Annotated in this window: 25 protein-coding genes and 3 pseudogenes; 11 read left to right on the top strand and 17 right to left on the bottom strand. The window is 57.6% G+C overall.

Annotated features, from left to right (window positions below):
* The first annotated feature begins 62 nt into the window (after window positions 1-62).
* From V6P94_RS18285 to V6P94_RS18250, 8 genes are all read left to right on the top strand, one after another.
* Window positions 63-1,097, top strand: coding sequence for an NADP-dependent oxidoreductase (locus V6P94_RS18285; RefSeq protein WP_095030927.1), 1,035 nt, complete (start codon window positions 63-65; stop codon window positions 1,095-1,097).
* Window positions 1,098-1,214: 117 nt separating this feature from the next.
* Window positions 1,215-1,439, top strand: a complete 225-nt coding sequence (locus V6P94_RS18280; protein ID WP_095030952.1) for a hypothetical protein — start codon at window positions 1,215-1,217, stop codon at window positions 1,437-1,439.
* 98 nt (window positions 1,440-1,537) lie between these two features.
* Window positions 1,538-1,999 (top strand): (2Fe-2S)-binding protein, encoded by a 462-nt coding sequence (locus V6P94_RS18275; protein WP_095030928.1) that lies wholly within the window; start codon window positions 1,538-1,540, stop codon window positions 1,997-1,999.
* A 1-nt stretch (window position 2,000) separates the two neighbouring features.
* Entirely contained in the window at window positions 2,001-4,193 is a 2,193-nt protein-coding gene (locus V6P94_RS18270; RefSeq protein WP_338648046.1) for a molybdopterin cofactor-binding domain-containing protein, read from the top strand.
* Between the two features lie 10 nt (window positions 4,194-4,203).
* The gene (locus tag V6P94_RS18265) at window positions 4,204-5,424 is read left to right on the top strand and encodes a cytochrome c (RefSeq protein WP_338648043.1); all 1,221 of its coding nucleotides are present in this window, start codon (window positions 4,204-4,206) and stop codon (window positions 5,422-5,424) included.
* A gap of 13 nt (window positions 5,425-5,437) precedes the next feature.
* Entirely contained in the window at window positions 5,438-6,646 is a 1,209-nt protein-coding gene (locus V6P94_RS18260; RefSeq protein WP_095030931.1) for an XdhC family protein, read from the top strand.
* Between the two features lie 28 nt (window positions 6,647-6,674).
* A complete protein-coding gene (locus V6P94_RS18255) occupies window positions 6,675-6,992 on the top strand; it encodes a putative quinol monooxygenase (RefSeq protein WP_338648038.1) in 318 nt (105 codons plus the stop codon).
* Window positions 6,989-7,957 carry a GTP 3',8-cyclase MoaA gene (locus V6P94_RS18250; RefSeq protein WP_095030933.1) on the top strand — a complete coding sequence of 323 codons (969 nt, stop codon included), beginning with the start codon at window positions 6,989-6,991 and terminating at the stop codon, window positions 7,955-7,957. Before V6P94_RS18255 ends, V6P94_RS18250 begins: the two co-directional genes overlap by 4 nt.
* Here the strand turns inward: V6P94_RS18250 and V6P94_RS18245 are convergent.
* From V6P94_RS18245 to V6P94_RS18220, 6 genes and pseudogenes are all read right to left on the bottom strand, one after another.
* Complete coding sequence (locus tag V6P94_RS18245) at window positions 7,935-8,534, bottom strand: NTP transferase domain-containing protein (protein WP_102605456.1); 600 nt, start codon at window positions 8,532-8,534, stop codon at window positions 7,935-7,937. The genes V6P94_RS18250 and V6P94_RS18245 overlap by 23 nt on opposite strands.
* Before the next feature lie 243 nt (window positions 8,535-8,777).
* Complete coding sequence (locus V6P94_RS18240; RefSeq protein WP_338648030.1) at window positions 8,778-9,902, bottom strand: alkene reductase; 1,125 nt, start codon at window positions 9,900-9,902, stop codon at window positions 8,778-8,780.
* 95 nt (window positions 9,903-9,997) lie between these two features.
* On the bottom strand, window positions 9,998-10,675 hold the full coding sequence (locus V6P94_RS18235) for a type 1 glutamine amidotransferase domain-containing protein (protein WP_102605457.1): 678 nt from the start codon (window positions 10,673-10,675) through the stop codon (window positions 9,998-10,000).
* Between the two features lie 85 nt (window positions 10,676-10,760).
* Window positions 10,761-11,123, bottom strand: a complete 363-nt coding sequence (locus V6P94_RS18230; RefSeq protein ID WP_338648025.1) for an iron-containing alcohol dehydrogenase — start codon at window positions 11,121-11,123, stop codon at window positions 10,761-10,763.
* Between the two features lie 52 nt (window positions 11,124-11,175).
* Window positions 11,176-12,133, bottom strand: a pseudogene (locus tag V6P94_RS18225) (IS1182 family transposase); the annotation flags it as partial.
* Window positions 12,134-12,404: 271 nt separating this feature from the next.
* A complete protein-coding gene (locus tag V6P94_RS18220) occupies window positions 12,405-12,917 on the bottom strand; it encodes an HAD domain-containing protein (protein ID WP_326397722.1) in 513 nt (170 codons plus the stop codon).
* Between the two features lie 209 nt (window positions 12,918-13,126).
* Between V6P94_RS18220 and V6P94_RS18215 the strand changes: the two are divergent.
* Both V6P94_RS18215 and V6P94_RS18210 read left to right on the top strand, forming a co-directional pair.
* Window positions 13,127-13,918: pseudogene (locus V6P94_RS18215) on the top strand (SIR2 family NAD-dependent protein deacylase).
* Complete coding sequence (locus V6P94_RS18210; RefSeq protein ID WP_326397723.1) at window positions 13,888-14,283, top strand: hypothetical protein; 396 nt, start codon at window positions 13,888-13,890, stop codon at window positions 14,281-14,283. Before V6P94_RS18215 ends, V6P94_RS18210 begins: the two are co-directional and overlap by 31 nt.
* A 368-nt stretch (window positions 14,284-14,651) precedes the next feature.
* Here the strand turns inward: V6P94_RS18210 and V6P94_RS25095 are convergent.
* From V6P94_RS25095 to V6P94_RS18200, 3 genes and pseudogenes are all read right to left on the bottom strand, one after another.
* A pseudogene (locus V6P94_RS25095) lies at window positions 14,652-14,777 on the bottom strand (hypothetical protein); the annotation flags it as partial.
* Window positions 14,778-14,852: 75 nt separating this feature from the next.
* Complete coding sequence (locus V6P94_RS18205) at window positions 14,853-15,179, bottom strand: DUF2388 domain-containing protein (protein ID WP_326397724.1); 327 nt, start codon at window positions 15,177-15,179, stop codon at window positions 14,853-14,855.
* Window positions 15,180-15,359: 180 nt separating this feature from the next.
* Window positions 15,360-15,962 carry a hypothetical protein gene (locus V6P94_RS18200; protein ID WP_326397725.1) on the bottom strand — a complete coding sequence of 201 codons (603 nt, stop codon included), beginning with the start codon at window positions 15,960-15,962 and terminating at the stop codon, window positions 15,360-15,362.
* Window positions 15,963-16,438: 476 nt separating this feature from the next.
* On the opposite strand from V6P94_RS18200, the gene V6P94_RS18195 reads away from it, so the two are divergent.
* Window positions 16,439-16,699, top strand: a complete 261-nt coding sequence (locus tag V6P94_RS18195) for a hypothetical protein (RefSeq protein WP_326397726.1) — start codon at window positions 16,439-16,441, stop codon at window positions 16,697-16,699.
* A gap of 70 nt (window positions 16,700-16,769) precedes the next feature.
* On the opposite strand, the gene V6P94_RS18190 is transcribed toward V6P94_RS18195, so the two are convergent.
* The 8 genes from V6P94_RS18190 to V6P94_RS18155 form a co-directional block, all read right to left on the bottom strand.
* Window positions 16,770-16,994 carry a hypothetical protein gene (locus tag V6P94_RS18190; RefSeq protein WP_133077557.1) on the bottom strand — a complete coding sequence of 75 codons (225 nt, stop codon included), beginning with the start codon at window positions 16,992-16,994 and terminating at the stop codon, window positions 16,770-16,772.
* A 467-nt stretch (window positions 16,995-17,461) separates the two neighbouring features.
* Window positions 17,462-17,716: a helix-hairpin-helix domain-containing protein gene (locus V6P94_RS18185; protein WP_257622772.1), complete on the bottom strand. Its 255-nt coding sequence runs from the start codon at window positions 17,714-17,716 to the stop codon at window positions 17,462-17,464.
* Window positions 17,717-17,954: 238 nt separating this feature from the next.
* A complete protein-coding gene (locus tag V6P94_RS18180; RefSeq protein ID WP_326397727.1) occupies window positions 17,955-20,105 on the bottom strand; it encodes a TonB-dependent receptor in 2,151 nt (716 codons plus the stop codon).
* Between the two features lie 216 nt (window positions 20,106-20,321).
* Window positions 20,322-21,224, bottom strand: a complete 903-nt coding sequence (locus tag V6P94_RS18175) for a LysR family transcriptional regulator (RefSeq protein ID WP_133077560.1) — start codon at window positions 21,222-21,224, stop codon at window positions 20,322-20,324.
* A gap of 88 nt (window positions 21,225-21,312) precedes the next feature.
* The gene (locus tag V6P94_RS18170; protein ID WP_219261188.1) at window positions 21,313-22,089 is read right to left on the bottom strand and encodes a TorF family putative porin; all 777 of its coding nucleotides are present in this window, start codon (window positions 22,087-22,089) and stop codon (window positions 21,313-21,315) included.
* A 46-nt stretch (window positions 22,090-22,135) separates the two neighbouring features.
* A complete protein-coding gene (locus V6P94_RS18165; RefSeq protein ID WP_326397728.1) occupies window positions 22,136-23,878 on the bottom strand; it encodes an amidohydrolase in 1,743 nt (580 codons plus the stop codon).
* A 176-nt stretch (window positions 23,879-24,054) separates the two neighbouring features.
* Window positions 24,055-25,353 carry an FAD-binding oxidoreductase gene (locus tag V6P94_RS18160; protein WP_326397729.1) on the bottom strand — a complete coding sequence of 433 codons (1,299 nt, stop codon included), beginning with the start codon at window positions 25,351-25,353 and terminating at the stop codon, window positions 24,055-24,057.
* A gap of 50 nt (window positions 25,354-25,403) precedes the next feature.
* Window positions 25,404-26,492 (bottom strand): polyamine ABC transporter substrate-binding protein, encoded by a 1,089-nt coding sequence (locus V6P94_RS18155; RefSeq protein WP_219261191.1) that lies wholly within the window; start codon window positions 26,490-26,492, stop codon window positions 25,404-25,406.
* Window positions 26,493-26,506: the final 14 nt, after the last annotated feature.

Below are 26,506 nucleotides of genomic sequence, written 5' to 3'. Positions count from 1 at the left end.
CTGGTCTAATTAATTTGTGGCACCCCTAACCATTTCTCCAACACCAGCCCTGGAATTTGAACATGCCCCAGTCAAAGCAAGTGAATCGTCGCGTTGTTCTGGCGTCGCGTCCGCACGGTGCGCCTGTCGAAGCGAATTTTCGCATTGAACAAAGCCCCATTCCTCAACCTGCAGAAGGCCAGGTGCTGTTGCGTACCGTTTATCTGTCGCTCGACCCTTACATGCGCGGCCGCATGAGTGATGCACCGTCCTATGCTCCTCCGGTGGAAATCGGTGGGGTCATGGTGGGTGGTACTGTCTGCCGTGTGCTAGCTTCGAAAAATCCGGCCTACAAAGTCGGTGACTGGGTGCTGTCCTTCAGTGGCTGGCAAGACTATGCCCTGTCCGATGGCAGCGACCTGACTCCTTTGGGTAATTCGCCGACTCATCCGTCTTATGCCTTAGGCATATTAGGTATGCCTGGCTTTACCGCTTACATGGGCTTGCTTGACATTGGCCGTCCCCAGACTGGTGAAACGCTAGTGGTTGCGGCGGCTACCGGTCCGGTGGGAGCGACTGTGGGGCAGATCGGCAAGATCAAAGGCTGTCATGTGGTCGGAGTAGCAGGCGGGGCGGACAAATGCCGGCATGCCGTCGAGGTGCTGGGTTTTGATACCTGCATAGATCACCGTGCGCCGGACTTCCCCGAGCAACTGGCCAAGGCCTGCCCTGCGGGTATCGATGTCTATTTCGAAAACGTCGGTGGCAAGGTTTTCGCTGCGGTTCTACCGCTGTTAAACGCCAAAGCCCGTGTGCCGGTCTGCGGCATTATTGCGCATTACAACGATACCGATTTACCCATGGGGCCAGATCGTTTGCCATCTTTGATGGGTGCCATTCTGCGCAAACGCATCAATGTCCAAGGCTTTATTATTTTTGATGATTATGCGCACCGTTACGACGAGTTCTTTAACGAAATGTCGAGCTGGTTGGCGCAGGGGCGGATCAAGTATCGCGAGGAATTGGTGAGTGGTTTGGAAGAGGCGCCCAATGCCTTTATTGGGCTACTAGAAGGTAGAAATTTTGGCAAATTAGTAGTTCGCGTCAGTGACCACTGAATGCCTATTGTTGTGCTGACATAATTTTTGCTCTGCCACTTCACGTTCCTGAGTGGTAGGGCTTTTTTATTTATATATTCCAGTCCAATGGACGCAGCACTGGCTGCAGAGAGCTTTATGACTACACGCAGTAAAGATTTAGGTTGGCGAATTTTGGTGGGCTGTCTGGGGCTATACCCAACGCTATTATTGGTACTGAGTTTATTGGGGCCGCTGACCCATGATCTGAGCTTTCCGCTGATGGTCTTGGTGGAGGTGGTGGTTTTGGTGCCTTTCACTCAGATCATCTCCTTTCCGCTGGCAGGGTGGCTGGTTTCTCGTTTGAGGCGAATTAATCAGTGAGTACGTGGACTGTTTCAGTCAGCGTCACGTGCCATTAACACATTAAAAAGCGATGACTACAGTTGTCGGCATTAACCCAATTAGGCAGAGGAAAGACCATGCAAACGTTAATCATCAACGGACAGTCGCAGCAGGTTGACGTTGCAGCGGATATGCCTCTGCTGTGGGTCTTGCGCGATGTGCTCGGCCTGACAGGGACAAAATACGGCTGTGGCATTGCTCAGTGTGGGGTGTGCACCGTGCATCTCGACGGCCAGCCGATCCGTTCGTGTGTGACTCCTATTTCGGCTGTGGCAGGTCGCTCAATCACCACCATTGAGGCCATCGGTGAGACGGCCGTGGGCAAAGCCGTGCAGCAGGCCTGGCTAGCGCATGAGGTGGTGCAGTGCGGTTACTGCCAGTCAGGACAGATCATGGCAGCAACTGCTCTTCTGAATAGCCAGCCGACGCCCGATGACCAGGCGATTGATGCGGCCATGGCGGGTAATCTTTGTCGCTGCGCCACTTACACCCGCATTCGCACGGCCATTCACAGTGTTGGCCGTGTAGAGGAGGCGTGAGATGAAAAAGCCTAACGAAATGAATGTTCATATGTCTCGTCGTCGCCTCCTGCAGGGCAGCGGCATCGCCCTCGGCGGCTTGGTGTTGAGTACCTGGCTACCGCCCTTAGTGTCCAAGAGTGCAGCCGCCGAGGCGGCTGCCGCAGGCCGGCTGGGTGATCGCTCCGCTGAGGGTTACGGAGCCTTTGTTCGGATTGGCCACGATGGCGTGGTCACGGTGATCTCGCCAAAAATTGAAATGGGCCAAGGCGCACAGACCGGTATTGCCATGATGGTGGCGGAGGAGCTTGAAGTAGGCCTCGATCAGGTCGTTATTCAAGAGGCGCCACCAAACTCGGCGCTGTATACCGACACCTTGCTGCAGTTTCAGGCCACCGGTGGCTCGACTTCTACCCGCTACACCTGGGAGCCGCTGCGTCGGGCGGGCGCCACGGCGCGTGTCCTGTTGATCCAGGCTGCAGCGCTGCAATGGCATGTAGCGCCGAGCCTGTGCCATGCGCAGAACGGCCAAGTGTTTGGCCCTGGTGGCTTTCAGGCTAAATACGGCGAACTGGTCGAGGCCGCGGATACGCTGCCATTACCCACTGACGTACCCTTGAAAACCCCCGAGCAATTCAAGCTGTTGGGCACCCCCGCGCAGCGCCTGGACACGCCCGCGAAGGTCAATGGTAAGGCGCGTTTTACCATCGACCTACAAATCCCCGGCATGCTGGTTGCCTCCACCATCACCTGTCCTGTGTATGGCGGGCGATTGCGTACGGTTGATGATGCTGCGGCACGGCGAGTGCCAGGGGTTCGCGACATCGTGCGATTGGACAATGCCGTGGCTGTTACCGGGAGTCACTTCTGGGCCTGTCAGCAAGCCATCAAAGCGCTGAAAATCGAGTGGGACTTTGGGCCGAATGCCTCTATTGGTTCTACGCATCTGGACCAAGAACTACTCGCGGCCAGTAGCCGTGATGGCGTGGTCGCTAAACGCACCGGCGACATTGAACAAGCCAAGCTACAAGCGGCCAGCCAGTTCGAAGCTGTTTACGAGCAAGCGCTGTTGTCGCATTCGCCGCTTGAGCCCATGAGCTGCGTGGCCCATGTGCGCAAAGATGGCTGCGAGCTGTGGGTCGGCACCCAAGTGCCAGTTTTCGCTCAACAGACAGCAGCCAAAGTCACCGGGTTGCCAGTTGAAAAAATCCAGGTGCATAACCAACTGATCGGAGGGGCATTTGGCCGGCGTTTGGAGTTTGACTTCATCACTCAAGCGGTGGCCATCGCGCGGCTGGTTGATTACCCGATCAAGCTGATCTGGAGCCGTGAGGAGGACATGACCCACGACCTCTATCGGCCGCTGTATGCCGATCGTATGAAAGCCGCCCTCGACGACAAGGGGCGTCCGCTAGGATGGGAACATCGCATTGCCGGCGCCTCAATTCTCGCCCGCTATGCCGGCAGCTTGCCACCCAACGGCGTGGATGCCGATGCCGTTGAAGTTGCGGTGGACCCTATCTATAGCTTGCCGCATTTGCAGGTTCGTTATATCCGCCAGGAGCCTAGCGTCGTGCCTGTGTCGTGGTGGCGAGGCGTGGGCCCGCTTCGCGGCACCTATGCCCATGAGTGCTTCATTGATGAACTGGCGCACAACGCAAAAGCCGACCCAGTGGCCTACCGCTTGGAGCTGATGGCTGAACAACCACGCGCCCAGGCAGTGCTGCGTTTGTTGGCTGAGAAGACTGACTGGAATAAGCCTTTGCCACCCGGACAGGGTCGAGGTGTGGCGGTCAGTGCGGTGTTCGGTAGCTATGTGGCCACTTTGGTTGAACTGGAGATGCAGGGCGACTTTGGCGTGCGCATCAAGCGCCTGGTCAGCGTGGTCGATTGCGGTTTTGCAACTAACCCGACGTCGGTTAAGGCACAGATCGAGGGCGGCACCTTGTTCGGCCTTTCCGCTTCGCTGTTCAACGAAATCCTGATCGAAAACGGTCAGGTGCAACAGACCAACTTCCACAACTACCGACAGCTACGTATCAACGAAGCGCCTGCGGTGGAGGTGCATTTGCTTGCGAGTCTGGAAACGCCGGGTGGCGTTGGCGAGGCCGGTACTGCGTTGATCGGCCCAGCCTTGGTCAACGCCCTTTACGCAGCATCGGGCCAGCGTATACGTCGTTTGCCGCTTAGCCGTTTCGGCTATTACCCGGTTTAAGGAGCTACTGATGAAATTAATAAGAAGCCTACTGATGTTCGCCAGCGGGGCTTTACTGGCGCAAGCGGCCAATGCACAAGAGGATTCCCTCGCTAAAGGCGAATACTTGACGCGCGCCGCCAACTGCGTGGCTTGCCATACCGTGTCAGGTGGTAAACCGTTCGCAGGTGGCGTCGAGTTTAAGCTACCGTTCGGCTCGCTGTTTTCGCCCAACATCACCCCGGACACGCAAACAGGCATCGGCGCATGGACGAATGAAGAGTTTGTAAGCGCGTTGCAGACCGGCGTGGGCCGTGATGGAAAACACTACTACCCGGCGTTTCCCTATACTTCCTACAGCAAAATGTCTCGAGATGACATCCTCGCCATCAAGACCTATCTCGACAGCCTAGAACCTGTCGAGCAGGCACCGCGCGAAAACCAAATTGGCTTCCCGTTCAACCAGCGTCGGGGCATGGTTCTTTGGAATTCCCTCTTCCTTAACGATGAACCATTCCAAGCGGACAGCCAGTACTCTGCCGAGCGCAATCGCGGCCAGTATCTAGTAGAAGGGCCCGGGCACTGCGGTGAATGTCATTCGCCGCGTAACTTGTTCCAGGCGGTCAGTAACGATCGTTCGCTGGCCGGCAACCTTATCCAGGGTTGGAATGCTTACAACATCAGCGCTGACCCGGTGCATGGCATCGGTGCCTGGCCCACAGACGTACTGGCCAACTACTTGAAAGACGGGGCAGCGCCAGGCTTGGGTTTGTCCGCTGGGCCTATGACCGAAGTAGTCGAGCACAGTTTGCGCTATCTGACCGACGCCGACCGTCACGCGATCGCCGTGTTCCTCAAAGACTCACCCGCGCGCAGCGAAGGTGTGGCTCGTCCGCAGCAGGCAGCGCTTGCGGAGCAGGGCAGTGGCAATCCACTCGGCAATAAGTTGTTCGCTGGAGCTTGCGCCAGTTGCCACCTCTGGAACGGCACTGGCAGTCAGAGCCAAACGGCTATGCTGCTAGGTTTGAAGACAGTCAACGACCCTACCGCAAGCAACTTGCTCGGCGTCCTGTTGAGCGGGCATGGCTCGGCCGACGCCCAAGTAAACCGGCGCATGCCGTCGTTCGGGCGCATTTACACCGACCAAGAATTGGCTGCGCTGAGCAGCTTCATCCTGCAGCGCTTTGGGGATAGTGGTGCGCAGGTATCGGCACCGGCTGTGGCCAAGCGACGGACTGAGTCCCTGCATTGAGTGGAGGTATGTAATGTCGGGCCTGAATGCACTGTTGGACGCACTCTTGGCGGAGCGCGAGGCTGGCCGCGAGGCGGTGCTTGCGACTGTGGTAAGGGTCGAAGGCTCTGCGTATCGGCGGCCGGGGGCGCGCATGCTGGTTTCGCGTTTCGGCAGGCCTGAGGGCACCATCAGTGGTGGCTGCCTGGAGGCGGAAGTGGCTAAAAAAGCTTGGTGGCTGACCGAAACCGGGCCGACGTTGCGTAGTTACAGCACCGCTGAAGCGGATGAAGCCAGCGAGGAAGCGCTGAGCTTCGGCCTGGGCTGCAACGGTAAGGTTCACGTGCTGTTCGAGCGTCTACCGGCCAGCGGCCCGTGCGCGTTGGTCGATGCCTTGCTCAGCGTGCGCGATACCCATCAACCGGCGGCCATTGCCACAGTGATTGCCAGTCCAGCGGGTGTTTCGCCACGGTTAGGCGAGCGCTTGTTCTTAGTGCCCGGGCAGCGCGCCGCGGGTGAGCTGCGGCACTCGGTGTTGGCTGAGCAGATCAGCTCGGATTTGCAACAAACCCTGGTACGCGGCAAGTCATCCCGCTGTCTCTACCCGAATGGTTCTGACGAGATGGACGTGCTCCTGGAGTACATACCGCCTGTGCTGCGTCTGGTGATATTCGGTGCGGGCCACGATGCCCAGCCGCTGGTGCGCATGGCCAAACTGTTAGGCTGGCATGTCACGGTGATCGACGGGCGGGCGCACTTCGCCCGAGTCGAGCGCTTTGCCGACGCTGATCAGGTGCTGGTTGGCGATGTCGAACAGCCTTTCGCCTACCGCGAATATGTGCGTGGGGCCGCGGTGGCGGTGATGACCCATAGCCTGGTGCAAGACGCGCATTGGTTGCAGGGTGTGCTGCACAGTGAACCCTGCTATGTCGGCCAGTTAGGCCCGCGCGAGCGCACCGAGCGCCTGTTAGCCGGCATCCACGAGCATTTGGCTAAACCACAGGACGAGCTGCCGGGGCTTGATTATTTGCATTACCCGATTGGCTTGGACCTGGGCGGTGACACTCCGGAAAGCGTAGCCATGGCCATGCTCGCGGAAATTCAGGCGGTGCTCAATGGCCGCAGTGGCGGCAGCCTGCGCTTCAGGTCTGCGAGCATCCATGACAGCGATCCTGTGGTGGTTGGCCGGGATGAAACGGATGTTGTTGCAGAGGGTTGTCGGCATTTCGCCGTGCAGCGTTGACGATTTATAAAGCGAGGAACCTATCAGCATGAGTGAAACCATAAGTGTTGTAGCGATATTGACAGCCAAGGAAGGTAAAACCTCGGAGGTTGAGCGGGTCTTGCGCGCCGAAGACGGTTGCCTGTCTTACGTCCTGAGTCGTTGCATTGAGCAGGCCGGGCGTTTTGTCTTCGTCGAGCGCTGGGCCAGCCACGAGGCGATAGCGCGCCATCGGCAGATGTCGCATTACACGGTCATGGCCAAAGCGCTTGACGAGCTGCTGAGCGATCGTCAGGTTTATGTGCTTGAAACGCTGGCGGAGAACATCGAACCCTCCACTGATTCCCACGCGGGCGTTGTCGGGTGATTGTTGATCGACATGGCCGGCGTTTCCGCAAACTGCGCCTGAGCCTGACCGCTGCCTGCAATTACGCCTGCACCTACTGTGTGGCCGATGGCCGTCGGTTAGTGGCGGCGCGGGATGAATTGACGGCCGCGTCGATGCTGCGGGCCGTTGAGTTGCTCAGGGATGTTGCCGGTGTTGAGGAGCTGCGCATTACCGGCGGCGAGCCGCTGCTGAGCGACAGGCTGGAGCCCTTTCTCCGGGGGATAGGCGTATTGGGGTTGCAGGACATTAGCCTGACCACCAATGGCCAGTTATTGGCGGGCAAGCTGCAGTTATTGCGCAGCGCGGGTATCCGGAGGCTCAATGTTTCCCTTGATACGCTTGACCCGAGCGCCTTCCGCAAGATCGCCAAGGGCGGCGACCTGCAAACTGTGCTGAGCGGGATCGAGCAGGCGCGCCGAGCCGGCATGATCATCAAGATCAACATGGTCCCGATGCGAGGCAGCAACCTAGACCAAGTTATGCCCATGCTGGGGTTCTGTTTGGAGCAGGGATACGAATTGCGCTTTATCGAACTTATGCGGATGGGCCATTTGGCCCAGCATGCAGAGGCTTTCTGCACACAGTTCGTCGGCCAGCGCGAGCTGCTGGAGCTTATCGGTGAGCGTTATGAATTCACCCAGGCTGAGGCACCAGTAGACTCCACCGCGCTGCGTTATAGCGTTGGCGAGAGTGGGGCATTTGGCATTATTGCCAACGAAAGCGTGCCATTTTGCCGTAGCTGTAGCCGCCTGCGTTTGTCGTCTACAGGCTGGTTATACGGATGCCTGTCCTCGAATCGCGGACATTATATGGGTGAACTGTTGGAGCTGCCGAGTGAACAGGCGCACCCGCAGCTGGCCGGTTTGCTCAGCCAAGCGCTGGGGGACAAACAGGACGCAGCGTTTACCGGCAGCGCGCTGATTATGAAGTCGCTGGGTGGCTGAGGTCAGCGGGCTTGTCGACGTCTTGCAGAATGCCGCTGTCATTGAACGTCACTTCAATCACATGCTGCGCATGGGTGGCTATTAAACCCTTGGCCCCATTCTCCCCTTGCAGTTGCATCAGCTCCGGCCAAAAGCGCCGGCCGAACAACACCGGGTGTCCGCGCTGGCCATCGCAGTAAGCGACAACAATATGTTCAGCGTGCGCATGCGCGCGCAGCTGCAGCAGCGTTGCGAGAGAAACCCACGGCATATCCCCGAGCAGCACCGCCACCGCGTCGGCCTGAGAGTGTGCAAGACTCTTAATACCTGCCGCTAGGCTTGAGCCCATCCCCTGTTTGGCCTGTGCCGCACGAACCACCTGAATGTACGGCGGAATAGCCAGGGCCTGCGCATCGTCTTCAGCCTTCAATACGATCCGAACATCACTGAAGGCTTCTTGCGCCCGCAGCAATGTTGCCACCAGTAGGTTGTTACCGTCGGCCAGCTTGGCCAGGCGTTTGTCGCTGCCAAAGCGTTGTCCGTAACCGGCGGCGAGTACTAAACCGACACACTCCGGGTAGCTGTGCAGTTCTGTCATGTTGAGATGTCCCTCATGGTTTGCCAGGTTATTTATCTCCGCAGCGCTGAGTGTGGACGGGTAGGCAAGGTGTTGAGTGGCAATCAGGTGTGTCTCGCGAGTAAGGCTCCATTATCCAGACGCGGCATGACGGCGTAAGTAATTCTGCGCTACAGCGAAGTCGCTAGCGAGGTGGCGACCGCTTTTATTGTGCCTGAAGAATACGGCCGTCAGGGTTAAGCCGTGACGGCCGGTGGAGCGGATTTACTCGGCGTAGGTCGGGTAATCGCTGTACCCCTTTTCCGTGCCGCCGTACATGCTGCTTGGGTCGACCGGGTTGAGCGGCCAGCCATTGGCAATGCGCTGCGGCAAATCGGGGTTGGCAATGAACGGGCGACCAAAGGCAATCAAGTCGCCCAGGCCAGCCTCCAAGGTTTCCGCGCCGCGTTGTGCGGTGTAGCGGCCGGCGTAGATGATGCGCCCGCTAAATACCTGCCTGATTTCGCGGCGGAAGCCTTCGGGAAGCACCGGGGCATTGTCCCAGTCGGCCTCGGCAATCGACAGGTAGGCGATGCCGGCCTCTTCGAGCACCTTGATGGCCTCGATGTAGGTGCTGTGTGGGTCTTCTTCGACAAGGCCCAAATAGACCCTGTCCTCTGCTGTACTTTCAAACAACGGCGCGAAACGCACGCCTAGGCGGTCAGCACCGACAACTTCGGATACGGCCTGGATAATCTCGCGCAGGAAGCGCAAACGGTTGTGCAGCGAACCGCCATATTCATCGTCGCGCTGGTTGCTGTGGGCGGAGATGAACTGGTTGACCAGATAACCGTTGGCGCAGTGAATTTCCACACCATCAAAGCCTGCACTCAATGCATTGCGCGCGGCCTGCGCGTACAGCTGCACCAGTTCTTTTACCTCGGCATTGGCCAATGCGCGAGGTACCGAAGGCTCGGCTAAAGTACCTGCACCTGGACCGGTTTCAATAAATACTTTGACGTTGTTCGCAGCAATACCCGAAGGCGCTACTGGCGCGGCACCATTAGGCTGCAGCGAGATGTGCGATACCCGGCCAACGTGCCAGAGCTGGGCGAAAATGATGCTGCCAGCGGCATGCACAGCATCGGTGACGTTGCGCCAACCTTCGATTTGTTCTTGGCTATGAATGCCTGGCGTCCAGGCATAACCTTGGCCACGGGGTTCGATCTGGGTGCCTTCTGTCACCATAAAGCCCGCCCCAGCGCGTTGCTGGTAATAGGTGGCCATCAATGGGTTCGCAATATTCCCTGGCTGTGTGCTGCGCGAGCGGGTCAAGGGTGGCAGAACTATACGGTTGTTGAGCACATAAGGGCCCAGCTGCACTGACTGAAAGAAACGACTTGTATCCATTTTGTGAATTCCTGGTTAGGCCCGCGGCAACCTAAATGGCGCGGGCGAAAGTTGGTATATGCCAGTACTGGTAGAGGCATTAGCCTTACGCGGCCTTAGGCCAGTAGTTTCAGCAAGGCGTGCGCAGTGGCTGCGGAGGAAGCCGGGTTCTGGCCTGTGACAAGCAGCCCGTCGGTTACAACATGGACCTGCCAGTCGGTGTTTTTGCTGTAAATACCGCCCTGCGCCTTGAGCATGTCCTCGACCAGAAACGGCACCACCTGAGTCAGGCCCGCGGCGTCTTCCTCGCTATTGCTGAAACCGGTGACCGCTTTGCCTGCGATCAGTGGCTTACCGTCGCTGCCCTTGACGTGGAGCAATACCGCCGGCGCGTGACAAACAGTTGCGATCGGCTTGCCGGATGCGTTGGCGTGCTCGATCAGGGCGATGGACGTGACATCTTCGGCAAGATCCCACAGCGGGCCATGGCCGCCGGGGTAGAACACTGCATCAAACTCGGCGCTGGAGAGGTCACTGAGCGTTCGCGTATTTGCCAACGCTTTCATGGCGGCGGTATCGGCCTCAAAGCGACGAGTGGCGTCGGTCTGGAAGTCGGGCTCGTTACTCTTCGGATCCAGCGGTGGCAGGCCGCCTTTTGGCGATGCCAGAGTCAACTGCGCACCGGCATCGAGGAAGGCGTAGTAAGGCGCGGCAAGCTCTTCAAGCCAGAAGCCGGTCTTTTCGCCCGTGTCGCCCAGTTGGTCGTGGGAGGTTAAAACGACGAGGATTTTCATGCGGTTTACCTTTTGCTTCAATACGCGGGTTGGCGTTTTTCAGTTAATTGCTGCGCCGCTAATTAATGGGCGCATCGAAGAGGGCTTAGAGACTCGCCTCTAAAATCTGGCGGCTGACGTCTAGGGTGACGTTGCTGTGTTCACCCAGTGCCGTCAGGCGGTGAGCATCTAGCTGCTTGAGCAATCCGTCGATGTCGTCCGCGTCGAGTTGGTAAGCTGCTAGGCGCGTGGGTAAGCCCAGGCTCTCGAAGAACGTCCGGGTCTTCTGGATGGCGGCATCAATGCGCTGCTCGTCATTACCTTGACTGATGTGCCATACCCGCTCGGCGTATTGCAGCAACTTGGCGCGCTTGGCCTCACGGCGAACCTCTAGGTTGGCGGGCAATACGATTGCGAGCGTGCGTGCGTGATCGATGCCGTGCAGTGCGGTCAGCTCATGGCCGATCATGTGGGTGGACCAGTCCTGCGGCACGCCCGCGCCGATCAGGCCATTGAGCGCTAAGGTAGGCGATGATACCTGCATCGTGACAAGCGAGAATTTGTTCGCTTTTGAAGTAACCTCGGTCAGCCACTACCGACAACGTTTCTGACGCCATCGCCTCGCGGGCTTGCTTAGCCATCGAGCTGAGTTGATCGCGGTCGGAACCGACGTTGGTCACCTCATGCGCAACGATCAAATGGTGCTGCGTATCGACCGCTGTCTGCACGTTGTAGCCGACGATTCCCGTGCCGCGTGTCATCATGGAGCGGCTGTCTGGATCGGTCAGTGAGACCTGTTTATCCGGCGATTCATTGAGCTGGATTTCGATCACCTGAAGCTCTTTCATTTGAGTTTTGAGTTTTGAGCTTGGCGACTCTCTCTTCCAGCCGCACGGCACTGGGCTCGGAAGCTGTTGGTTCTTGCCGATCGGCAGCATCGAGTGCCGTCAGGTAACGGTTGATGCTCGATTCAATTTCTTCCATTCGCCGCTTTAGTTTGGCGCAGGTGAAATTGCGGTCGCGGTTGTTGACGGCTTTGAATTTACTGCCGTCGATGGCGACCAGATGTTCTCCGAACAGTCCCAACTGCTGACACAGCACAACGAACTGGCGACAGATGCCTCGGATGGTCTTGCTGTTGTCTTTTCGGAAGTTGGCGATGGTCTTGAAATCCGGCATCAAACGCCCGGTCAACCACATCAGTTCGACGTTGCGCTGGGCTTCTCGCTCCAAACGTCGACTCGACTGGATGCGGTTGAGATAGCCGTAGATGTAGATCTTCAGCAAGATCGCGGGGTGGTAAGCAGGCCGGCCAGTATCGGCTGGAATGGCATCTTCAAAACCCAGATTGACCAGGTCGAGTTCGTCGACGAAGACGTCGACTACGCGGACCGGATTGGTATCGCTGACGTAGTCGTCGAGGCTCTCGGGAAGTAAGGTGCCTTGGCCTCGATGTTCACCTTGGATAAAGCGCTTCATGGGCGATCCCTGCGATGAAATCCTCAGAAATCATAGCAAGTGTTCGCGAAGGCGTTTTACACACTCTGGGCCGATTTCATTAGACCACTACAGATAGCAGCCTGTCACGAGGGGACGTAGACGTCTAAAACCAGTCGTTCGTTCGGATGCGTCAAGGGAATCAGTGTCGATTCATACTACCGCCTGTATGCACTCAGAATCAGTTTCGTCTACTTTGCGGTAGCGTTCGTTATCCTTAAGCCTCTGAAAGCGGTACAGGTGGTTCGCGACATTAACCTTGGTTTGAGCACATTTCCACCAGACGTTTTTGCAGCTCTGTTTGTGTCTGGGCGGAGCTGAGTCCAAGGTCTGGTGCGCATGCAATTAGATGTTGCGCCGAGCTCTTTGCCCAGCCTTGTACATCGTCATCAAGGGCAATCCAGTGCCGTAGTTGTGATCGGGCAGCGTAGTGGCAGATCTGATCGTATCTTGTCTTTCCGTCCCATTGATTTTCATCCGCCCAGCCTTTAGCCATCGAGCTGTGCCACGTGGCACCGATAACTCGTTCTTGCAGCTCGCGAGGCAGATAGCAAAGTGCTCGCTTATAGCCGAGATGCCGGACCCAGCTGGTGCTTAATACCAGCGATGTCGTTGGAAAATCATCGAGAAGATTGACAAGAATCGGCGCCCACATGAAAAGCGTACCTTCGGCCTTCAGTGTCGGCCCTTGGCGGCTCAAGTAGACGGCGTCAGGGTGTAAGACGCCATCAAAATCAAGGAAAAGGATATGCGTATTCTTCTGCACTGGGGTTTCTCCCGTGAATGGCCCTCACCAAACAGCTTGGGCCCGATGGGTCATTGCGTGTTCTCCGGTCTTTTCTTCGGGAGCGGAGTTATTGCCCTAAACACATGAGATAGGGTATCAACGAAAAGCTTAAGAGCCGTGCCATAAGCTCAATAATTCTCAACTACAGCTCCTTGAAACGCAAAGCGGGAAGGTAGGAGATTGGTACCATGACTGTCATAGAGCAAGCTGTAGACGTACTGCAAAAGGCCAAGAAGGTGGTCTTTTTCACTGGCGCTGGTATCTCCGCCGATAGCGGTATCCCCACGTATCGCGAAAAAATTTCTGGAATCTGGGCAGGATACGATCCGAGGGATCTAGAGACGGCCAAGGCCTTTCGGGAAAACCCAGCACTGGTATGGGGATGGTATCTATGGCGGCGGTTCCGAGTCGCTCAAGCAGAGCCAAATGCAGCACATCTTGCGGTAGCTCGCATGGCTGACTCGCAACGCCAGGTTTCTGTTATCACCCAGAATATTGACGACCTTCATGAGCGAGCCGGGTCGTTGGATGTTGTGCATTTACACGGCAGTTTGGCAATGCCTAAGTGCTTCGCCTGCCATCGGCCCGCAGTTGTACCACCAGATCAATCAGCTGTGCCGGATAATGGCGCTTTGATCGAGCCTCCTAGGTGCCCGCGCTGTAACGGCAAAATGCGTCCTGCGGTGGTCTGGTACGGAGAGGATTTGCCGCCCCAGGCTTAGAAGGCCGCAGTGCTCCTGGTGAAGGATTGCGATCTTCTGATCTCAGTGGGCACCTCTGGCATAGTCAGGCCTGCCGCAGGTCTCCCCAACCTTGCATTGGAATCTGGAGCTTCAGTCATTCATGTGAACAAGGCTGACGTCGCAATGGGGGAGGAGAAGGAGCTCATGCTGTTGGGGTCTGCTGCCGAAGTACTGCCGATGCTGCTCGAGAGGATAGAGACTAGTACATGCTGCAGGGCAGCCAATATGAGGCACTGACGCCTTATGTCGATCCGCTGATCCTGGCGTTGCTGACCCTGGGACTGATTCCGGCGCCGTGCCGTACGGTGTGGAAAGCCGCCAAGCAAATTCTGCGCATCACCCCGACCGAACTGGATGGCGAGATCACCGAATTGATGGCGGGGATGAGCCAGCGCTATGGCTTCGAAAGCTTTTCCCACTGTGCCAGTCAGATCGGCCGGGGCCTGTTCGTCGAGATCCATATCCTCCTGCCGGCGGCGATGAACCACTGGCCGGTCAGCGAACTGGACAGCGTGCGCGCCGAAATTGCGGCTGCCATCGGCAGCGAAGGCCCCAACCGTTGGTTGGCGATAGGCTTCACCCGGGACAAGCACTGGCTCTGAAAGGTATCTGCGCTATTAGCAAGTTCTTCCAAGTATAGGGGGGAGTGCCATGCGGTGTTCCAATGCAGACCCGAAACGGGCGACGGCACTGTCCGTGTTGGTTGGCGAGCTGCTGGGCGGGCAGCCAGTGGATCTGGGTGTTGTCACTGTACTGTCCAAACAGCCTGAATTACGTCAGGCATTTGAGCAACTGAGGCAGCATTTAACTCGATGCGAGTTCGAGCAAGCAGCGCAGAACGAACCCTGCAACACCGAGCATGTGACTGCGTCGGGACGTCAGTTGGCCGAAAGCAATCAAGAACAGTTATGCCTACAGCTATTGCTGGAGGAGGCTCGACAGCGATTGGCACGAGGGGGAAAGCCGCAAAGGCCAGAGCTCGCAGGTGTCGCAGAAAATGCCTAGTGACATGGGTAAAGGATTTGAACGACCGGGTCATACTCAAAAAAGCAGCGAGGTTGGAACCGTCCATGATGGGCATGCCAAGGAAAGAGGTCTATCTCACACCGTTCACACAGGCAAAGCCGATACCCAGCCCGCTGTACATAGGCTGCAGACCAGGACGTCAGTGTTAGAAAGAGGCCGCAATCGCCTCTGCGAGTTGCTGATCCGACATCAGTGGCTGACGGTAGCTGGCTCTGTAATACCGGGACGCCTGCTCAAACTCAGCGCCCCGAATCTCGCCATCCGAACCAATGAATGCCAGTGCGTCGCTCTTGGCGGATTTGAAGAAGTCTGGAATGCTCGCAGTTGCGGCCGTGGCTCCGGAGATAATCACGCACGGCACAACGGTGGTGATCATGAGTGCTGCCTGGAATGGGTTGTTGTTTTCGGCCGCCACTGCCTGATTGCCTGTCGACGCCACAAGGGCCAGCACCAGTATTTTCCATGACTTCATTCTTGTCTCTTCCTTGCTCACTTACGGGCACCATCACGGGTTGCCGGAATCTTCCACAATGTCTGCACTGCATTTTTGGGCCACCACCATAGCAGAGTGGTGACTCCCGGAAGCGGTCTGGCGTTTCACTTTACGCCACAGCCCTGACGAGCCGGCAGAGCCCGTCAGGCTTGGGGAGCGTTACTTGGACGCGAAGGGCACTGTCGTCTTTGGTGTTGACGAAAGCGCAGAGACAATTTCATCTGAGTTGAGCACGGCACTCAATACTTCAGTGCCGGCGGTAATGACGTTCGTCACCTCACCGCTGTTTTTCGCGCTCTTCGTCGCCAGTTGATTCCCGTGTTCATCAAACACAGAAGCCGTAATGTCGTAGTCGAACCGGGTGCGCATGTAGGCATCAATCTTCCATTCGCGCAGGGTGAGCTTCAAAAGCTTCTGCCCGGGTTTCGCGCTGGCGGTTGCGTAAGCGGGCTGCGCCTTGATGGAGGATTTCTCCAGTGCGCCACGCACCGCCTCTCTGATATCGGCCGATAAAGGGTCGCCCGTCAGCGTATTGACATTGAAGGGGTTGTAATAAAGCCCCCTGATGCGCCCAACAAAGTCAGGATCTTTTTCATCTTTGAGCACGTAAGGCCTCTCATCAATGACGTTTAATTCCACGGGCGTGTCAGAGCGTGCGTGAAGCGCGGGGCTGGATTGTCGGTAGTCGATTTTTTGGCCGAAGGCGCAGCCACCCAGAGCCGCGAAGGCGCACAGGATTGCAAGGGCGCGGAGATACAGCATGAGTAAATTCCATTTTAGGGTTAAGAAAGTGATTCTACATTGCCATCATTCGGGCTCCCACCAAAAATGCTCGCGCAGGGCTGGCGCGGGTCAGGAAAACGATTCAGGAAGGGGATAAGTCATCAAGGGTAGTTACAGGCTCTGATGTCGATGGCCACATTGCGCGGCGCTTGAATGTTCTGCATTGGAGTGGGGTCTGTCAGATGCTACTCAGATCACACTCCGATGCGACCTCCCGTGAGGGATCGGGCAGTTACCGACAGGCTGTCGTTGGCGCTGGTTGTTCATTGCAAACCTTTATATTCAAGTGAAGCTTGATTGCGTCAATCTGCACTGTTTTCAGCATATTTATTTGCAGGGGGGCACCATTGGGCGAGGAGGGGAACATTACGGATAGGCGCCAGGTCGCTTATTTCGGTGTCCATAATGATCCGGGACTATAGTAAAAGCCCACTGCCTCAATAAGAGAGAGCGTTATGAAACGATCAGTGTTGTTTGTTTTAGCAGGACTGGCAGCTACTCCGGTTTTTGCTGCCGATGATTTGTGCATCATCAATCTGCAGAAGCTTTCTGACTACAAGGCCACCGCCAGCACCCTTGGACAACCGCTGCTTGGGCAGATCCACGACGCGCGGGTTGAGGCACAAAAAGCACAGGCTGAAGGCGACATACAGAAGTGCATCAGCCTCACCAATAAAGCGCTGCAGGATGTTGTGAATTCACAAAAAGGTCAGTAACTGAGGTGATCGGACGGCCATGCTGCCAAGGTCGCTGGCCGTTCACGCTTTTCGGGTGAAAACCGGAAAATCAAGCGCCTGAGTCTGCGCTGTATCGCTGTTTCAGCTCGTCTGAAATCACTTTAAGCCGAGCGACGTCTTCGTAAAGCTTCGTGATCAGCTTGAGGACCTCTATCAGTTCTGCGCCTTGATATTCCTTCACTTGGCCAAGGGCATCATCAGCGGCCTGCTCAAGTTTGGCGCCTATTATTTCGAGCTTGCGACTAAGCTCCTGATTGTGCTCGATGCGTCTCATGAGCTCTCCTGAGAATCTGTCTTACGGCAGGTCATTCTGCCGGGTTATGACCGACTCCACCGAAGTTAGTCTCTCAGTGTACAGAAGGGTTCTCGGTTCGAAGACACAACTCCGCCTCCAGAACCTGCACGCGAGTCAGGATGTGTCTCTCCTTTAACGCTGAGTGTTCTTGCATTTCCTCAGGCGTGGCGTTTCTCACTGGATCGCTCAGGGCCAGGTAGCGCTCTGACTCTTCATGGGTGAGTCCCACCAAGACCTCCCTGTCGCTCAGGTCGGTGGAGAGTGAGTATATTTTTTTCAAAAACGTTCGATTGCTATCGGTAAGGTCAAGCACGCAGATGTTCACACACAGTATTGATTGAAGTCTGACCGGGCCCTTGTTTAAAAAGTTCAGAGCCCTGGCGCCAGCACGCCCTTGGGTGATTCGCGGCGCCCGGGCAGCTCAACAGGGCGGTATCCGAAGGTATCTACCGGGTTGCTTCAGGCCCTGTCGAGGCTCTGGCGAGCTCGAAAGCCGCAGTAATGGCAGCCCGGGCCTGAGGGCTGTTTTTCCAGCAAGTCGATCCTGTTGCTGCAGATGCCTGGGCCAGAATGTCACACACACTCGCCTTGCTGAGTTCAGTCAGGGACCCGATGCCCATTTGTTCAAGTCGCGTGATGACGGTGGGTCCAACGCCCTTGAGCGCTAACAAGGCGGTTCTTTCTTCCAGTGAAAATGACATCCGTAAAGTCCTTTTTGGTCAGTTCTATCCATTGCCATGGACGGTTTTGTAACAGCTGAAAAGCTCAGCGCCCGGCTCACTTCAGGGCGTAATCTCGAATTGTGAAACTCAGGCAGGGCTGCATCAAGCACTCATTGCGCTAACGCCGGATCTAAGTAGCAGAAGTTCCCCGTACAAGCTGGGGAGCCGGTCAACTCATGGGCGCCATGCTCAAGCTTCATGGCGCCCGCACGTCTGATCAGAAGCTGACTTCCCCGGTCAGGCGCAGTGTGCGTCCTTCTCCCCAGCTGACTCGCCGGGTGTTGCCACCCGACGCCACGAAGTAGCTGCGATCGGTCAGGTTGCCGGCATTGAGTTGCAGCGAGGTTTCCTTGCCCAGCAGATGGCTGGATTTCCAGGACACGAAAGCGTCTACCGTGGTGTAGTCAGGCAGCTCGAAAGAGTTGCTGATATCGCCCGCGCGCTTGCCCACATAGCGAGCACCGGAGCCCAGACGCAAACGTCCCGAGAAAATATCGGCCGGGACTTCGTAGGTGAGGTAGGCACCGCCTACATGACGTGCCACGTTGAACAGGCGATTGCCTTCGGTTTGCTCGGTGTCCTTCTTGATCCGGGCATCGGTGTAGGCGTAGTTGGCTATCACGCTCCACTGCGCGCTCAGGCGTCCGGTCATGCTCCATTCCAGGCCACGGGACTGCACTTCACCCGCCAGGCGCTGCACCATGTTGCCGAATTCGTCCAGCTCGCCGGTGTTCTGCTGCACGTTCTTTTTCAGGATGTCGTACAGCGCCAGCTGGCTGGTCCAGTCACAGTTGTCATACTTGAGCCCCACCTCGTACTGGCGCCCGGTCTCCGCCTTGTAAGTGCCTTCGAAGGTGGTGCCTGATTCCATCTCATTGGGTGCGAACGACTGGCTGTAGTTGGCATAGACAGAGAGGTCATCGCGCATCTGATACACCAGCCCCAGAAAGGGCAGGAGCCTGGACTCGCCCTCGTCGGTGGTTTGCTTGAAGTCCAGGCCCGCGCCCGAGTCTATCGAGTAGTGCTGATAGCGCAGGCCCGGCGCCAGAATCCATTTTTCCCCCAGGTGAACCGTGTCTTTGACGTACAGCGACTGGCCCTTGATATGGTTTTTGCCGTTGGTGTTCGACGGGTTGACGGTGCCTGTCGGGGGCAGCAAGCCATACTGCGGGTCGGCCGGGTAGAAGCCGCCGACGTTTCGACTCTGCAGGAAATCCCCGTTGGCTTCGCGACGTGTTTCATAGTCGACACCCGTGACCAGGTCATGGTCGATACCGTACCAGGTCCTGCTGCCGATCCAGTCCAGGGACAGGTAAGCGTTCTCCCGGTTGGCGCCCACATTGCGCCGAAAACGCCGGGTCAGTTCGCCAGTGGCGGGGCGATATTCGCTGGGGTCGGCCTGGTAATCGTTGTAGTGGTCATACACCCAGCCCGTTGTCAGGCGTACCCGTGAAGCGGGATCCAGACGGTACTCGGTGGTGGTGTTGAACGACTGGCGCTGGCCTTGGGCACGGGTCCATTTTTCATCCAGACGCTTGTCGCGGCTGCCCACGTGATGGCCGTTGTAAAACACGGCGCCCCGGTCCAGGGTGTTGCTGTAGTCGTTGTATTCATAGGCGGCGAGAAATGACAGATCGTCAGACTCGTAGGCGAGTGAGGGCGCGACCAGCCTGGACGTGTTCTGGCCAAAGTTGCGCCAGTAATTTTCGTCCCGGTTTTGCCCGATCAGTCGAAATGCAAACCCGGTATCACCCAGCGGCCCGGTCACATCGAACCAGCCATCGCCACCGCCCTGATCGCTCAGGGTGCCGCCCAGTGTGCTGTTCCACTGGTATTGCGGCTTTTTGGTGATCACGTTGATCACGCCGCCCGGTTCCTGCATGCCGTAGAGCAATGACGCCGGGCCCTTGAGCATCTCGACGCGCTCGGTGGTGACGCGCTGGAAATTGCGCCCAATGGGCATGCGCACCCCGTCGCGCAGCACGCCGCCATCGTCGGAGTTGCCGAAACCGCGCTTGATGAAACTGTCCTGCGTGCCACCGAAATTATTACTGACCACGACCCCCGGCATAAACTTGATCACGTCTTCGAGGGTTTGAGGCGCTTGATCCTTGAGCTGTTGCGGGGTCACCGTGTCCACGGTCTGTGATTGCTGCAGGAAGGCCGTTTCAGTCTTGTCTGCCGTCGAGCTGTAGCCTGCACGGTAGTCCGTGTCGTCTGCGCTGGATTGCACACCGTCGACCTGAGTACTGGGCAGTTGCAGGGGGGCGACTTCGCTCGCCAGCACTGTGCAACTGATCACCAGGCTGGTACACACACCCAGCGGCACAATGCCTGCCCGTTTGAATCCATGCTTCCTTTGCAACATCCGTAACACTCCACACCATTGACGGCAGATAACTGAATTCGCTGTCGAGCACCGGACACACGCTGGACAAGGTTCCAGGTACTCCGGGTGAAACGTCTATTACGGGCGTTTCAGACTCGTCAGTAGGGCTGAATCGTATCAGCTGGCGGGAATGTTTATCATTAACTTTTGGGTGCGGCGCACAAAAGTCGTGGGGCAGGGCAACGTGCCCGCGCATCACTCCTTGAGCGCTTGTTGCCCAAACGGCAGTAACTCGCTCATCAAGTTGAACACGGTGCTTTTGACGGCGCTGTTCAGATCCGTCCATGCCAGCCCTGTGGTTGCACGGTAGCTTCCCAGCTCCAGGGGCCTGGAAATGACGTTGGCGGGTAATGCGCGTCCGGCATTGGCGGGCAGCAAGCCAACGCCCAGCCCGGCCGACACCAGCGCGAGCATGGTGGTGAACTCGCCCAGCTCCGCCGCAATTTGCAACTGCCCGCCCTGGCGTGTGACCGCTTGCATCAGCTCATCGTAAAAGCCGGGGGCGTAACGTCTGGCCAGGATAAACACGGGCAGTTGGTCGAGGTCCGTCGGGTGCAGGGTGTCGCAGGCAACCAGCGGGTGATCGCCGGGCAGGGCAACAATAAAGGTTTCCTGCAGCACTTCGCGGGTCTGGATACCGGGGATGGCGGCTGGCAAGCGCATCAGGCCGAAATCGAGCTGGCCGTTCTTGAGTGCCACCGCCTGATCCGGGCCGGGCATGTCCTTGAGTTCCAGTTCAATACGCGGGAATCGTGCATGCAACGAGCGGATCAGTGAGGGCAGCAGCTCAGGCAGGACCGATGACACAAACCCCAAGCGTACGCGCCCGATTTCTCCGCGCCCGCAAGCCCTGGCCACATCCGCCGCATGGGCAGACTGATACAGCGTGGCCCGGGCTTCGGGCAGGAAGAGGGTGCCCACTTCTGTCAGCGTAACCGAGTGCCGGTTACGCTCGAACAGGCGTACCCCCAGCTCTTCTTCGAGCATCTTTATCTGCATGCTCAGGGCCGGTTGCACGATGGATAACCGTTGTGCAGCGCGGCCGAAGTGCAGCTCCTCCGCCAGGGTCACAAATGATCGCAGGTGTTTGATTTCCACTGAGCACTCCAGGCTACGTAACGACGTCTTGGCGAGGCTCATGGTAATGGATCACAGGATAATGGGTGACGCCTGATCGCAGGTTTAATCAGAAGGTTTTGCTGGCGCTGGCCACCAGCGTTGCACCGCACACATCGTCATAGTCGGTGAAGCTGGTGCACTCGGCCTTCGACAGGTCGGTATCGATATAGCTCAGCGCCCAGTCAATACCGATCAGCTGGCGGCTGAGCTTGACCTCCCAGTCGTAGTAATCACCCCGTCCTTTGCCGCTGTTGCTGAAAAATACGTCGTCCTTGTAGTCGACGTATTCATAGCGCAGGGCCAAGCCGATCTCGGCGGGCAGCACGGTGTGATAGCCGATAAAGACCGTGGATAAATCCTCGTCTTTTTTGCCCTCGTGGAACTCGCCGTTGTCATCCTCGTAGTCCGGGCCTTTCATGTTGTTGACGTACTTGCCCCCGAGCAACACGCCGTACAGGTCGAGGGTGGTCTGAATATCGCTCTGATTGTACCCGCTTTCACGGGGGAACTCGTAGCGGGTGTAGAAAGTGTCCAGGCTGATGTTGTCGTTGATTTGCCAGAAGTAACCGGCGAAGTATTCGATCTCCTGTCGGGCTTTGGAGTCATGGCCAAAGTCGACATTGGAGGTCCACAGGCCAGCATACAGACCGCTGACATGGTTGAGGGTGATCGCCAGCTGGGCGGCGGGGTCGCCCAGGGTTTGCGACAGGCCGTTGGCCCGGTAGTCGCTGATCAGTGTGGGGGTGATCGCCAATTGGAAATCATCGTTGAGCTCCAGCGCCCGGGCGCTGAGCAAGGGGGCCAGGGCCAGGCCCGTGAGCATGCAGACAGACAATGCATTCATATCGATTCTCTTGTTTTTATAAGGCGCCATGGGCCATGCGGGTCAATCAGGCGTCAGGTGCGTACACCTGCTTACCGGCGAAGAAGGTCTTCAGGACTTTGGTGTCCGAAAGGGCCTCGTCATCGACGCTGAACACATCACGGTCGAGGATGATCAGGTCAGCCTGCTTGCCGGGTACCAGAGAGCCGATTTGGGCATCCAGGCCCAGGGTTTTGGCGGCATTGCTGGTGTAGGCATAAAACATGCTCTGGCGATCAAGGCTTTCCTTGGCATTGAGCACACCCAGAGGGCCTTTGCGGGTGGCTGCCTGGGCGATGGCGTTCCACGGGTTCGGGCTGGAAACCGGCCAGTCGCTGGCGCCGGCGATCATGGCCCCGGCATCTTTCAGGGATTTGGCCGGGTACTGATAGCCATAGGCAAATGCACTGATGTAAGGCTTCACCAGGTCGACGGTGTAGCTTTCTTCCGTCGCCCACAGCAGTTGCATGGATGCCACTACCCCCAGTTGCGCAAACCGCGGGAACTCCTTGGGGTTGACCAGTTGCAAGTGGCTGATGCTGTGGGTCACCGATGCGGGGCTCTGCGTGCGCGCATATTCAAAACCGTTCAGGGACTCACGCACCGCACGGTCGCCGACCGCATGCATGTGTACGATCCAGCCGCGCTTTTCGGCGGCCACCACCAGCTCGCCAAAGTGCGCAGGGTCAATCAGCAGTTCGCCGTTTTTATTATTGTTCTTGTACGGCACGATGACTGCCGCCGTTTGCCCCGGGTATTCCAGAACACCGTCGGCAAACACCTTGATGCCGGGGAAGGTCAGGTTGGGTACGCCTTCGAACTGTTTCATCACCGTGGCCAGCACTTCAAGGTCGGCGGGTTTGCTTTTGGAATTGGTCAGCATCAGAGCCGCGACGTGGGCAGAAAGCTCTCCGTTCTCTGCCAATTGACGATACAGCGGTAATACGCCCACGCTCTGTTCAGTGGCGGTGAAATCAAACAGCGAGTCGGAATGCCCTGCGTTCGAGGCCGCGTCCATCCAGCCCGTAACCCCATACTGGTTATTTATTCTTACGGCTTCACGGGCAGCCTTGAGCATCACCTGCGCGCTTGGCGGCGGGACCTGGCCGCGTACCTGATCCCACATGGACTCGGCAACAAAACCGGTCGGGGTGAAGTCTGCCCCGTGACCGATATAACCGCGCTCTTTGCTCGGCAGGTTCTTTATAAAGGCGGCATCAATGTTGGCGTGCTTGAGCATGGCGTTGTTGGCCCAGCCGGTATGCCCGTCGATGCCGTTCAATACCAGCGGTTTGTCAGCCCAGCGGCCCTGATTGAAACGCTTGCCCAACTCGCTGCTTTGTTCCCAATAGGCCGAACTGACGCCCGCAATATTGACGATGGCGCCGTCCCCGGTATTGCCTGCCTGCTCCTGCTCGATGATCCATTGTTCGAGTTCGGGCAGGGGTTTTTCTTCATCCAGCAGGTTCGCCCCCAGGCTGGCCAAACCGGCGAGTACCGGATGGCTATGGGTGTCGATCATGCCGGGCATCAGTACCTTGCCTGCCAGGTCAATGCGCCGGGTTTTGGCATCGACCAAGGCGTTGACCTCGTCATCGCTGCCCACTTTCATGATCTTGCCGTTTTCGACGGCCACGGCGTTTACCAGCGCCTGGCCGGGCACGCCGGTAAACACTTTGCCGTTGGTGAAGACCAGGTCGGCAGCGGCCATGGCCTGCAGCGAGGGCAGGGTAAACAATGCTGCAAGCACACACGGGGTAAAACGCTTCATGTGAACGTCCTTTTTATTGTTGTTGGCTTGTTTCAAAGTGTTGGAAATAACGGATAAACCGCGGCGCCTGCCTCGCGAGCAAGCCCGCTCCCACAGCCCCAATTCCTGTGGGAGCGGGCTTGCTCGCGATACTCGCGGCGCGGTGTATCTGCATGACCACAGTGCTGCATCTCGTATTAGCGGGCAGCGATTTCCTTGAGTCGGTACCAGAGCATGCCCAGCGCCAACAGTGGCGAGCGCAGGTGCTTGCCCCCGGGGAATGTCAGGTGCGGTACGCGGGAGAACAGGTCAAAACCCTGGCTGTGTTCAAGGCTGATGGCCTGTGCAACCAGCCGCGCTGCCATATGGGTGGTGTTGATGCCATGCCCGGCATAGGCCTGGGCATAAAACACGTTGGGATGGGCCTGCAGGCGGCCAATCTGTGGCAGCCGGTTGGCGCCAATGCCGATCATGCCGCTCCACTGAAAGTCGATGGTTTTGCCTGCCAGCTGCGGAAACACTTCAAGCATTTTGGGGCGCATATACCCCGCAATATCCTTGAGCGTTCGCCCGGAGTAGTGACACGCGCCGCCAAACAGCAAGCGCCGGTCGGCCGACAGACGATAGTAATCAAGCCCCACACGTTGATCGCACAGGGCCCGGTTTTCAGGGATCAGGGTGTGCGCCAGATCCTCGCTCAAGGGCTCAGTGGCAATCACGTAGCTGCCAGCGGCCAACACTTTGCCGCTGAGCGCAGGCTCCAGATCACCCAGATGGGCATTGCCCGCGAGCACCAGGGTTTTGGCATGAACCACGCCGTTGGCCGTGTGCACGCGAACTTGACTGCCGTATCCGATACGGGTCGCGGCGCTGTTTTCGTAAATCCTGACCCCCAGTTGTTGCGCGACGGCGGCTTCGCCCAAGGCCAGGTTGAGCGGGTGCAAATGCCCCGAGCCTTCATCGATCAACCCGCCGAGGTAGCGGTCCGACGCGACCACGCGGTGCATGTCTGCGCGCGCTACCAGCTCGACCTTGTGCCGATAGCCCAGCCGTTGCAGGGATGCCTGCTCGGCGACAAGGTTTTCAACATGGCGCGGGGTGTTGGCCAACTCGCAAAAGCCCCAGCGCAAATCACAGTCGATGCCGTGTTTTTCTACGCGCTGACGCACCAGATCCACCGCGTCCAGGCCCAGTCGTTCGAGTACCGTGACGCCTTCACGGCCGATGGTTTTTTCGTGGGCGTCCAGGTCGTGACCCACCCCGCGAATCAGTTGGCCGCCGTTGCGCCCGGTGGCCCCCCAGGCGATGTGCTGCGCCTCAAGCACAATCACCGAGTGACCACGTTCCGCCAGCTCAATGGCGGTGTTCAAGCCGGTAAAGCCTGCGCCAATAATGCAGACGTCCGCCTGCACATGACCCTCAAGGGGCGGGCAGTTGAGCGTCTGGTTGCGCGTGGCGCTGTAATAGGTGTGCGGTAAAGACATCATGGACGTCATAAAAAACTGCCTACTGAGTTGCCGGGCATCCATTGATGCCCGGCACAGGATTAACGACCGGACTTGAACTTGTTCCACGAACGGGTCATCCAGCGCATCAGGTCTGGCGGCAGCTCCGATGACACATAGAGCTTGGCCTGCACTGACTCGGGCGGATAAATCGACGGGTTGTGGGTGATTTCGTCTTCCATCAAGGCCGTGGCCGCGGTGTTGGCGTTGGCGTAACCCACGTACTCGCTGATACCGGCAATCACTTCAGGTTTGAGCATGTAGTTGATAAAGGCATGGGCCTGCTCGGGGTTCTTGGCGTCTGCCGGGATGGTCAGCATGTCGAACCACAGGTTGCCGCCTTCCTTGGGCACCACGTAGGCAACATTCACCCCGTTCCCGGCCTCTTGCGCGCGATGGATCGCCTGATACACATCACCCGAATAACCGAAGGCAATACAGATGTCGCCGTTGGCCAGGTCCGTCACGTACTTGGAGGAATGGAAGTAGCTGATATAGGGGCGCAGGGGCTCCAGTTTTTTCTCGGCTGCCTTGTAGTCCTTGAGTTCCAGGCTGCGGGGGTTGAGCCCCATATAGTTGAGCATCGAGGGCATTATTTCGTCCGCAGAGTCCATAAAGGCAACGCCGCAGCTTTTCAGCTTTTTGAGGTTTTCCGGTTCGAACAGCACGCTCCAGGAATCGATGGTGTCGATGCCCAGCACCTGCTTGACCTTGTCGACGTTGTAGCCAATGCCGTTGGTGCCCCACAGGTAGGGCACGGCGTACTCATTGCCCGGGTCGTTGGCCTGCAGTCTGGCCAATAAGGTGGGGTCCAGATTCTTCCAGTTGGGGATCTGCGACTTGTCGAGCTTCTGGAATACCCCGGCCTTGATCTGTCGCCCCAAAAAGTGGTTGCTGGGCACAACCACGTCATAGCCGGTCCGTCCGGCAAGCAACTTGCCCTCAAGGGTTTCGTTGGAATCAAACACGTCATAAATCGGCTTGATGCCGGTGTCGCGCTGGAAGTTGGCCAGGGTGTCTTCGGCGATGTAGTCCGTCCAGTTATAGATATTGACCGTGTCTTGCGCCGAGGCCTGGCCGGCGAGGGCGAACAGGCTCATGAACATCAGTTTTCTGGCTATAGGTTTCATCCACATGTCCTTTC

This window comes from Pseudomonas sp. ML2-2023-3 (assembly GCF_037055275.1).
Classification (GTDB): Bacteria; Pseudomonadota; Gammaproteobacteria; order Pseudomonadales; family Pseudomonadaceae; genus Aquipseudomonas.
This window is presented reverse-complemented; position numbering and strand designations above follow the sequence as displayed.

Coding starts and splice junctions, on each gene's coding strand:
- V6P94_RS18285 (WP_095030927.1), top strand. CDS start 63: ATGCCCCAGTCAAAGCAAGTGAATCGTCGCGTTGTTCTGGCGTCGCGT.
- V6P94_RS18280 (WP_095030952.1), top strand. CDS start 1,215: ATGACTACACGCAGTAAAGATTTAGGTTGGCGAATTTTGGTGGGCTGT.
- V6P94_RS18275 (WP_095030928.1), top strand. CDS start 1,538: ATGCAAACGTTAATCATCAACGGACAGTCGCAGCAGGTTGACGTTGCA.
- V6P94_RS18270 (WP_338648046.1), top strand. CDS start 2,001: ATGAAAAAGCCTAACGAAATGAATGTTCATATGTCTCGTCGTCGCCTC.
- V6P94_RS18265 (WP_338648043.1), top strand. CDS start 4,204: ATGAAATTAATAAGAAGCCTACTGATGTTCGCCAGCGGGGCTTTACTG.
- V6P94_RS18260 (WP_095030931.1), top strand. CDS start 5,438: ATGTCGGGCCTGAATGCACTGTTGGACGCACTCTTGGCGGAGCGCGAG.
- V6P94_RS18255 (WP_338648038.1), top strand. CDS start 6,675: ATGAGTGAAACCATAAGTGTTGTAGCGATATTGACAGCCAAGGAAGGT.
- V6P94_RS18245 (WP_102605456.1), bottom strand. CDS start 8,534: ATGACAGAACTGCACAGCTACCCGGAGTGTGTCGGTTTAGTACTCGCC.
- V6P94_RS18240 (WP_338648030.1), bottom strand. CDS start 9,902: ATGGATACAAGTCGTTTCTTTCAGTCAGTGCAGCTGGGCCCTTATGTG.
- V6P94_RS18235 (WP_102605457.1), bottom strand. CDS start 10,675: ATGAAAATCCTCGTCGTTTTAACCTCCCACGACCAACTGGGCGACACG.
- V6P94_RS18230 (WP_338648025.1), bottom strand. CDS start 11,123: ATGATCGGCCATGAGCTGACCGCACTGCACGGCATCGATCACGCACGC.
- V6P94_RS18210 (WP_326397723.1), top strand. CDS start 13,888: ATGCTGCAGGGCAGCCAATATGAGGCACTGACGCCTTATGTCGATCCG.
- V6P94_RS18205 (WP_326397724.1), bottom strand. CDS start 15,179: ATGAAGTCATGGAAAATACTGGTGCTGGCCCTTGTGGCGTCGACAGGC.
- V6P94_RS18200 (WP_326397725.1), bottom strand. CDS start 15,962: ATGCTGTATCTCCGCGCCCTTGCAATCCTGTGCGCCTTCGCGGCTCTG.
- V6P94_RS18195 (WP_326397726.1), top strand. CDS start 16,439: ATGAAACGATCAGTGTTGTTTGTTTTAGCAGGACTGGCAGCTACTCCG.
- V6P94_RS18190 (WP_133077557.1), bottom strand. CDS start 16,994: ATGAGACGCATCGAGCACAATCAGGAGCTTAGTCGCAAGCTCGAAATA.
- V6P94_RS18185 (WP_257622772.1), bottom strand. CDS start 17,716: ATGTCATTTTCACTGGAAGAAAGAACCGCCTTGTTAGCGCTCAAGGGC.
- V6P94_RS18180 (WP_326397727.1), bottom strand. CDS start 20,105: ATGTTGCAAAGGAAGCATGGATTCAAACGGGCAGGCATTGTGCCGCTG.
- V6P94_RS18170 (WP_219261188.1), bottom strand. CDS start 22,089: ATGAATGCATTGTCTGTCTGCATGCTCACGGGCCTGGCCCTGGCCCCC.
- V6P94_RS18165 (WP_326397728.1), bottom strand. CDS start 23,878: ATGAAGCGTTTTACCCCGTGTGTGCTTGCAGCATTGTTTACCCTGCCC.
- V6P94_RS18160 (WP_326397729.1), bottom strand. CDS start 25,353: ATGACGTCCATGATGTCTTTACCGCACACCTATTACAGCGCCACGCGC.
- V6P94_RS18155 (WP_219261191.1), bottom strand. CDS start 26,492: ATGAAACCTATAGCCAGAAAACTGATGTTCATGAGCCTGTTCGCCCTC.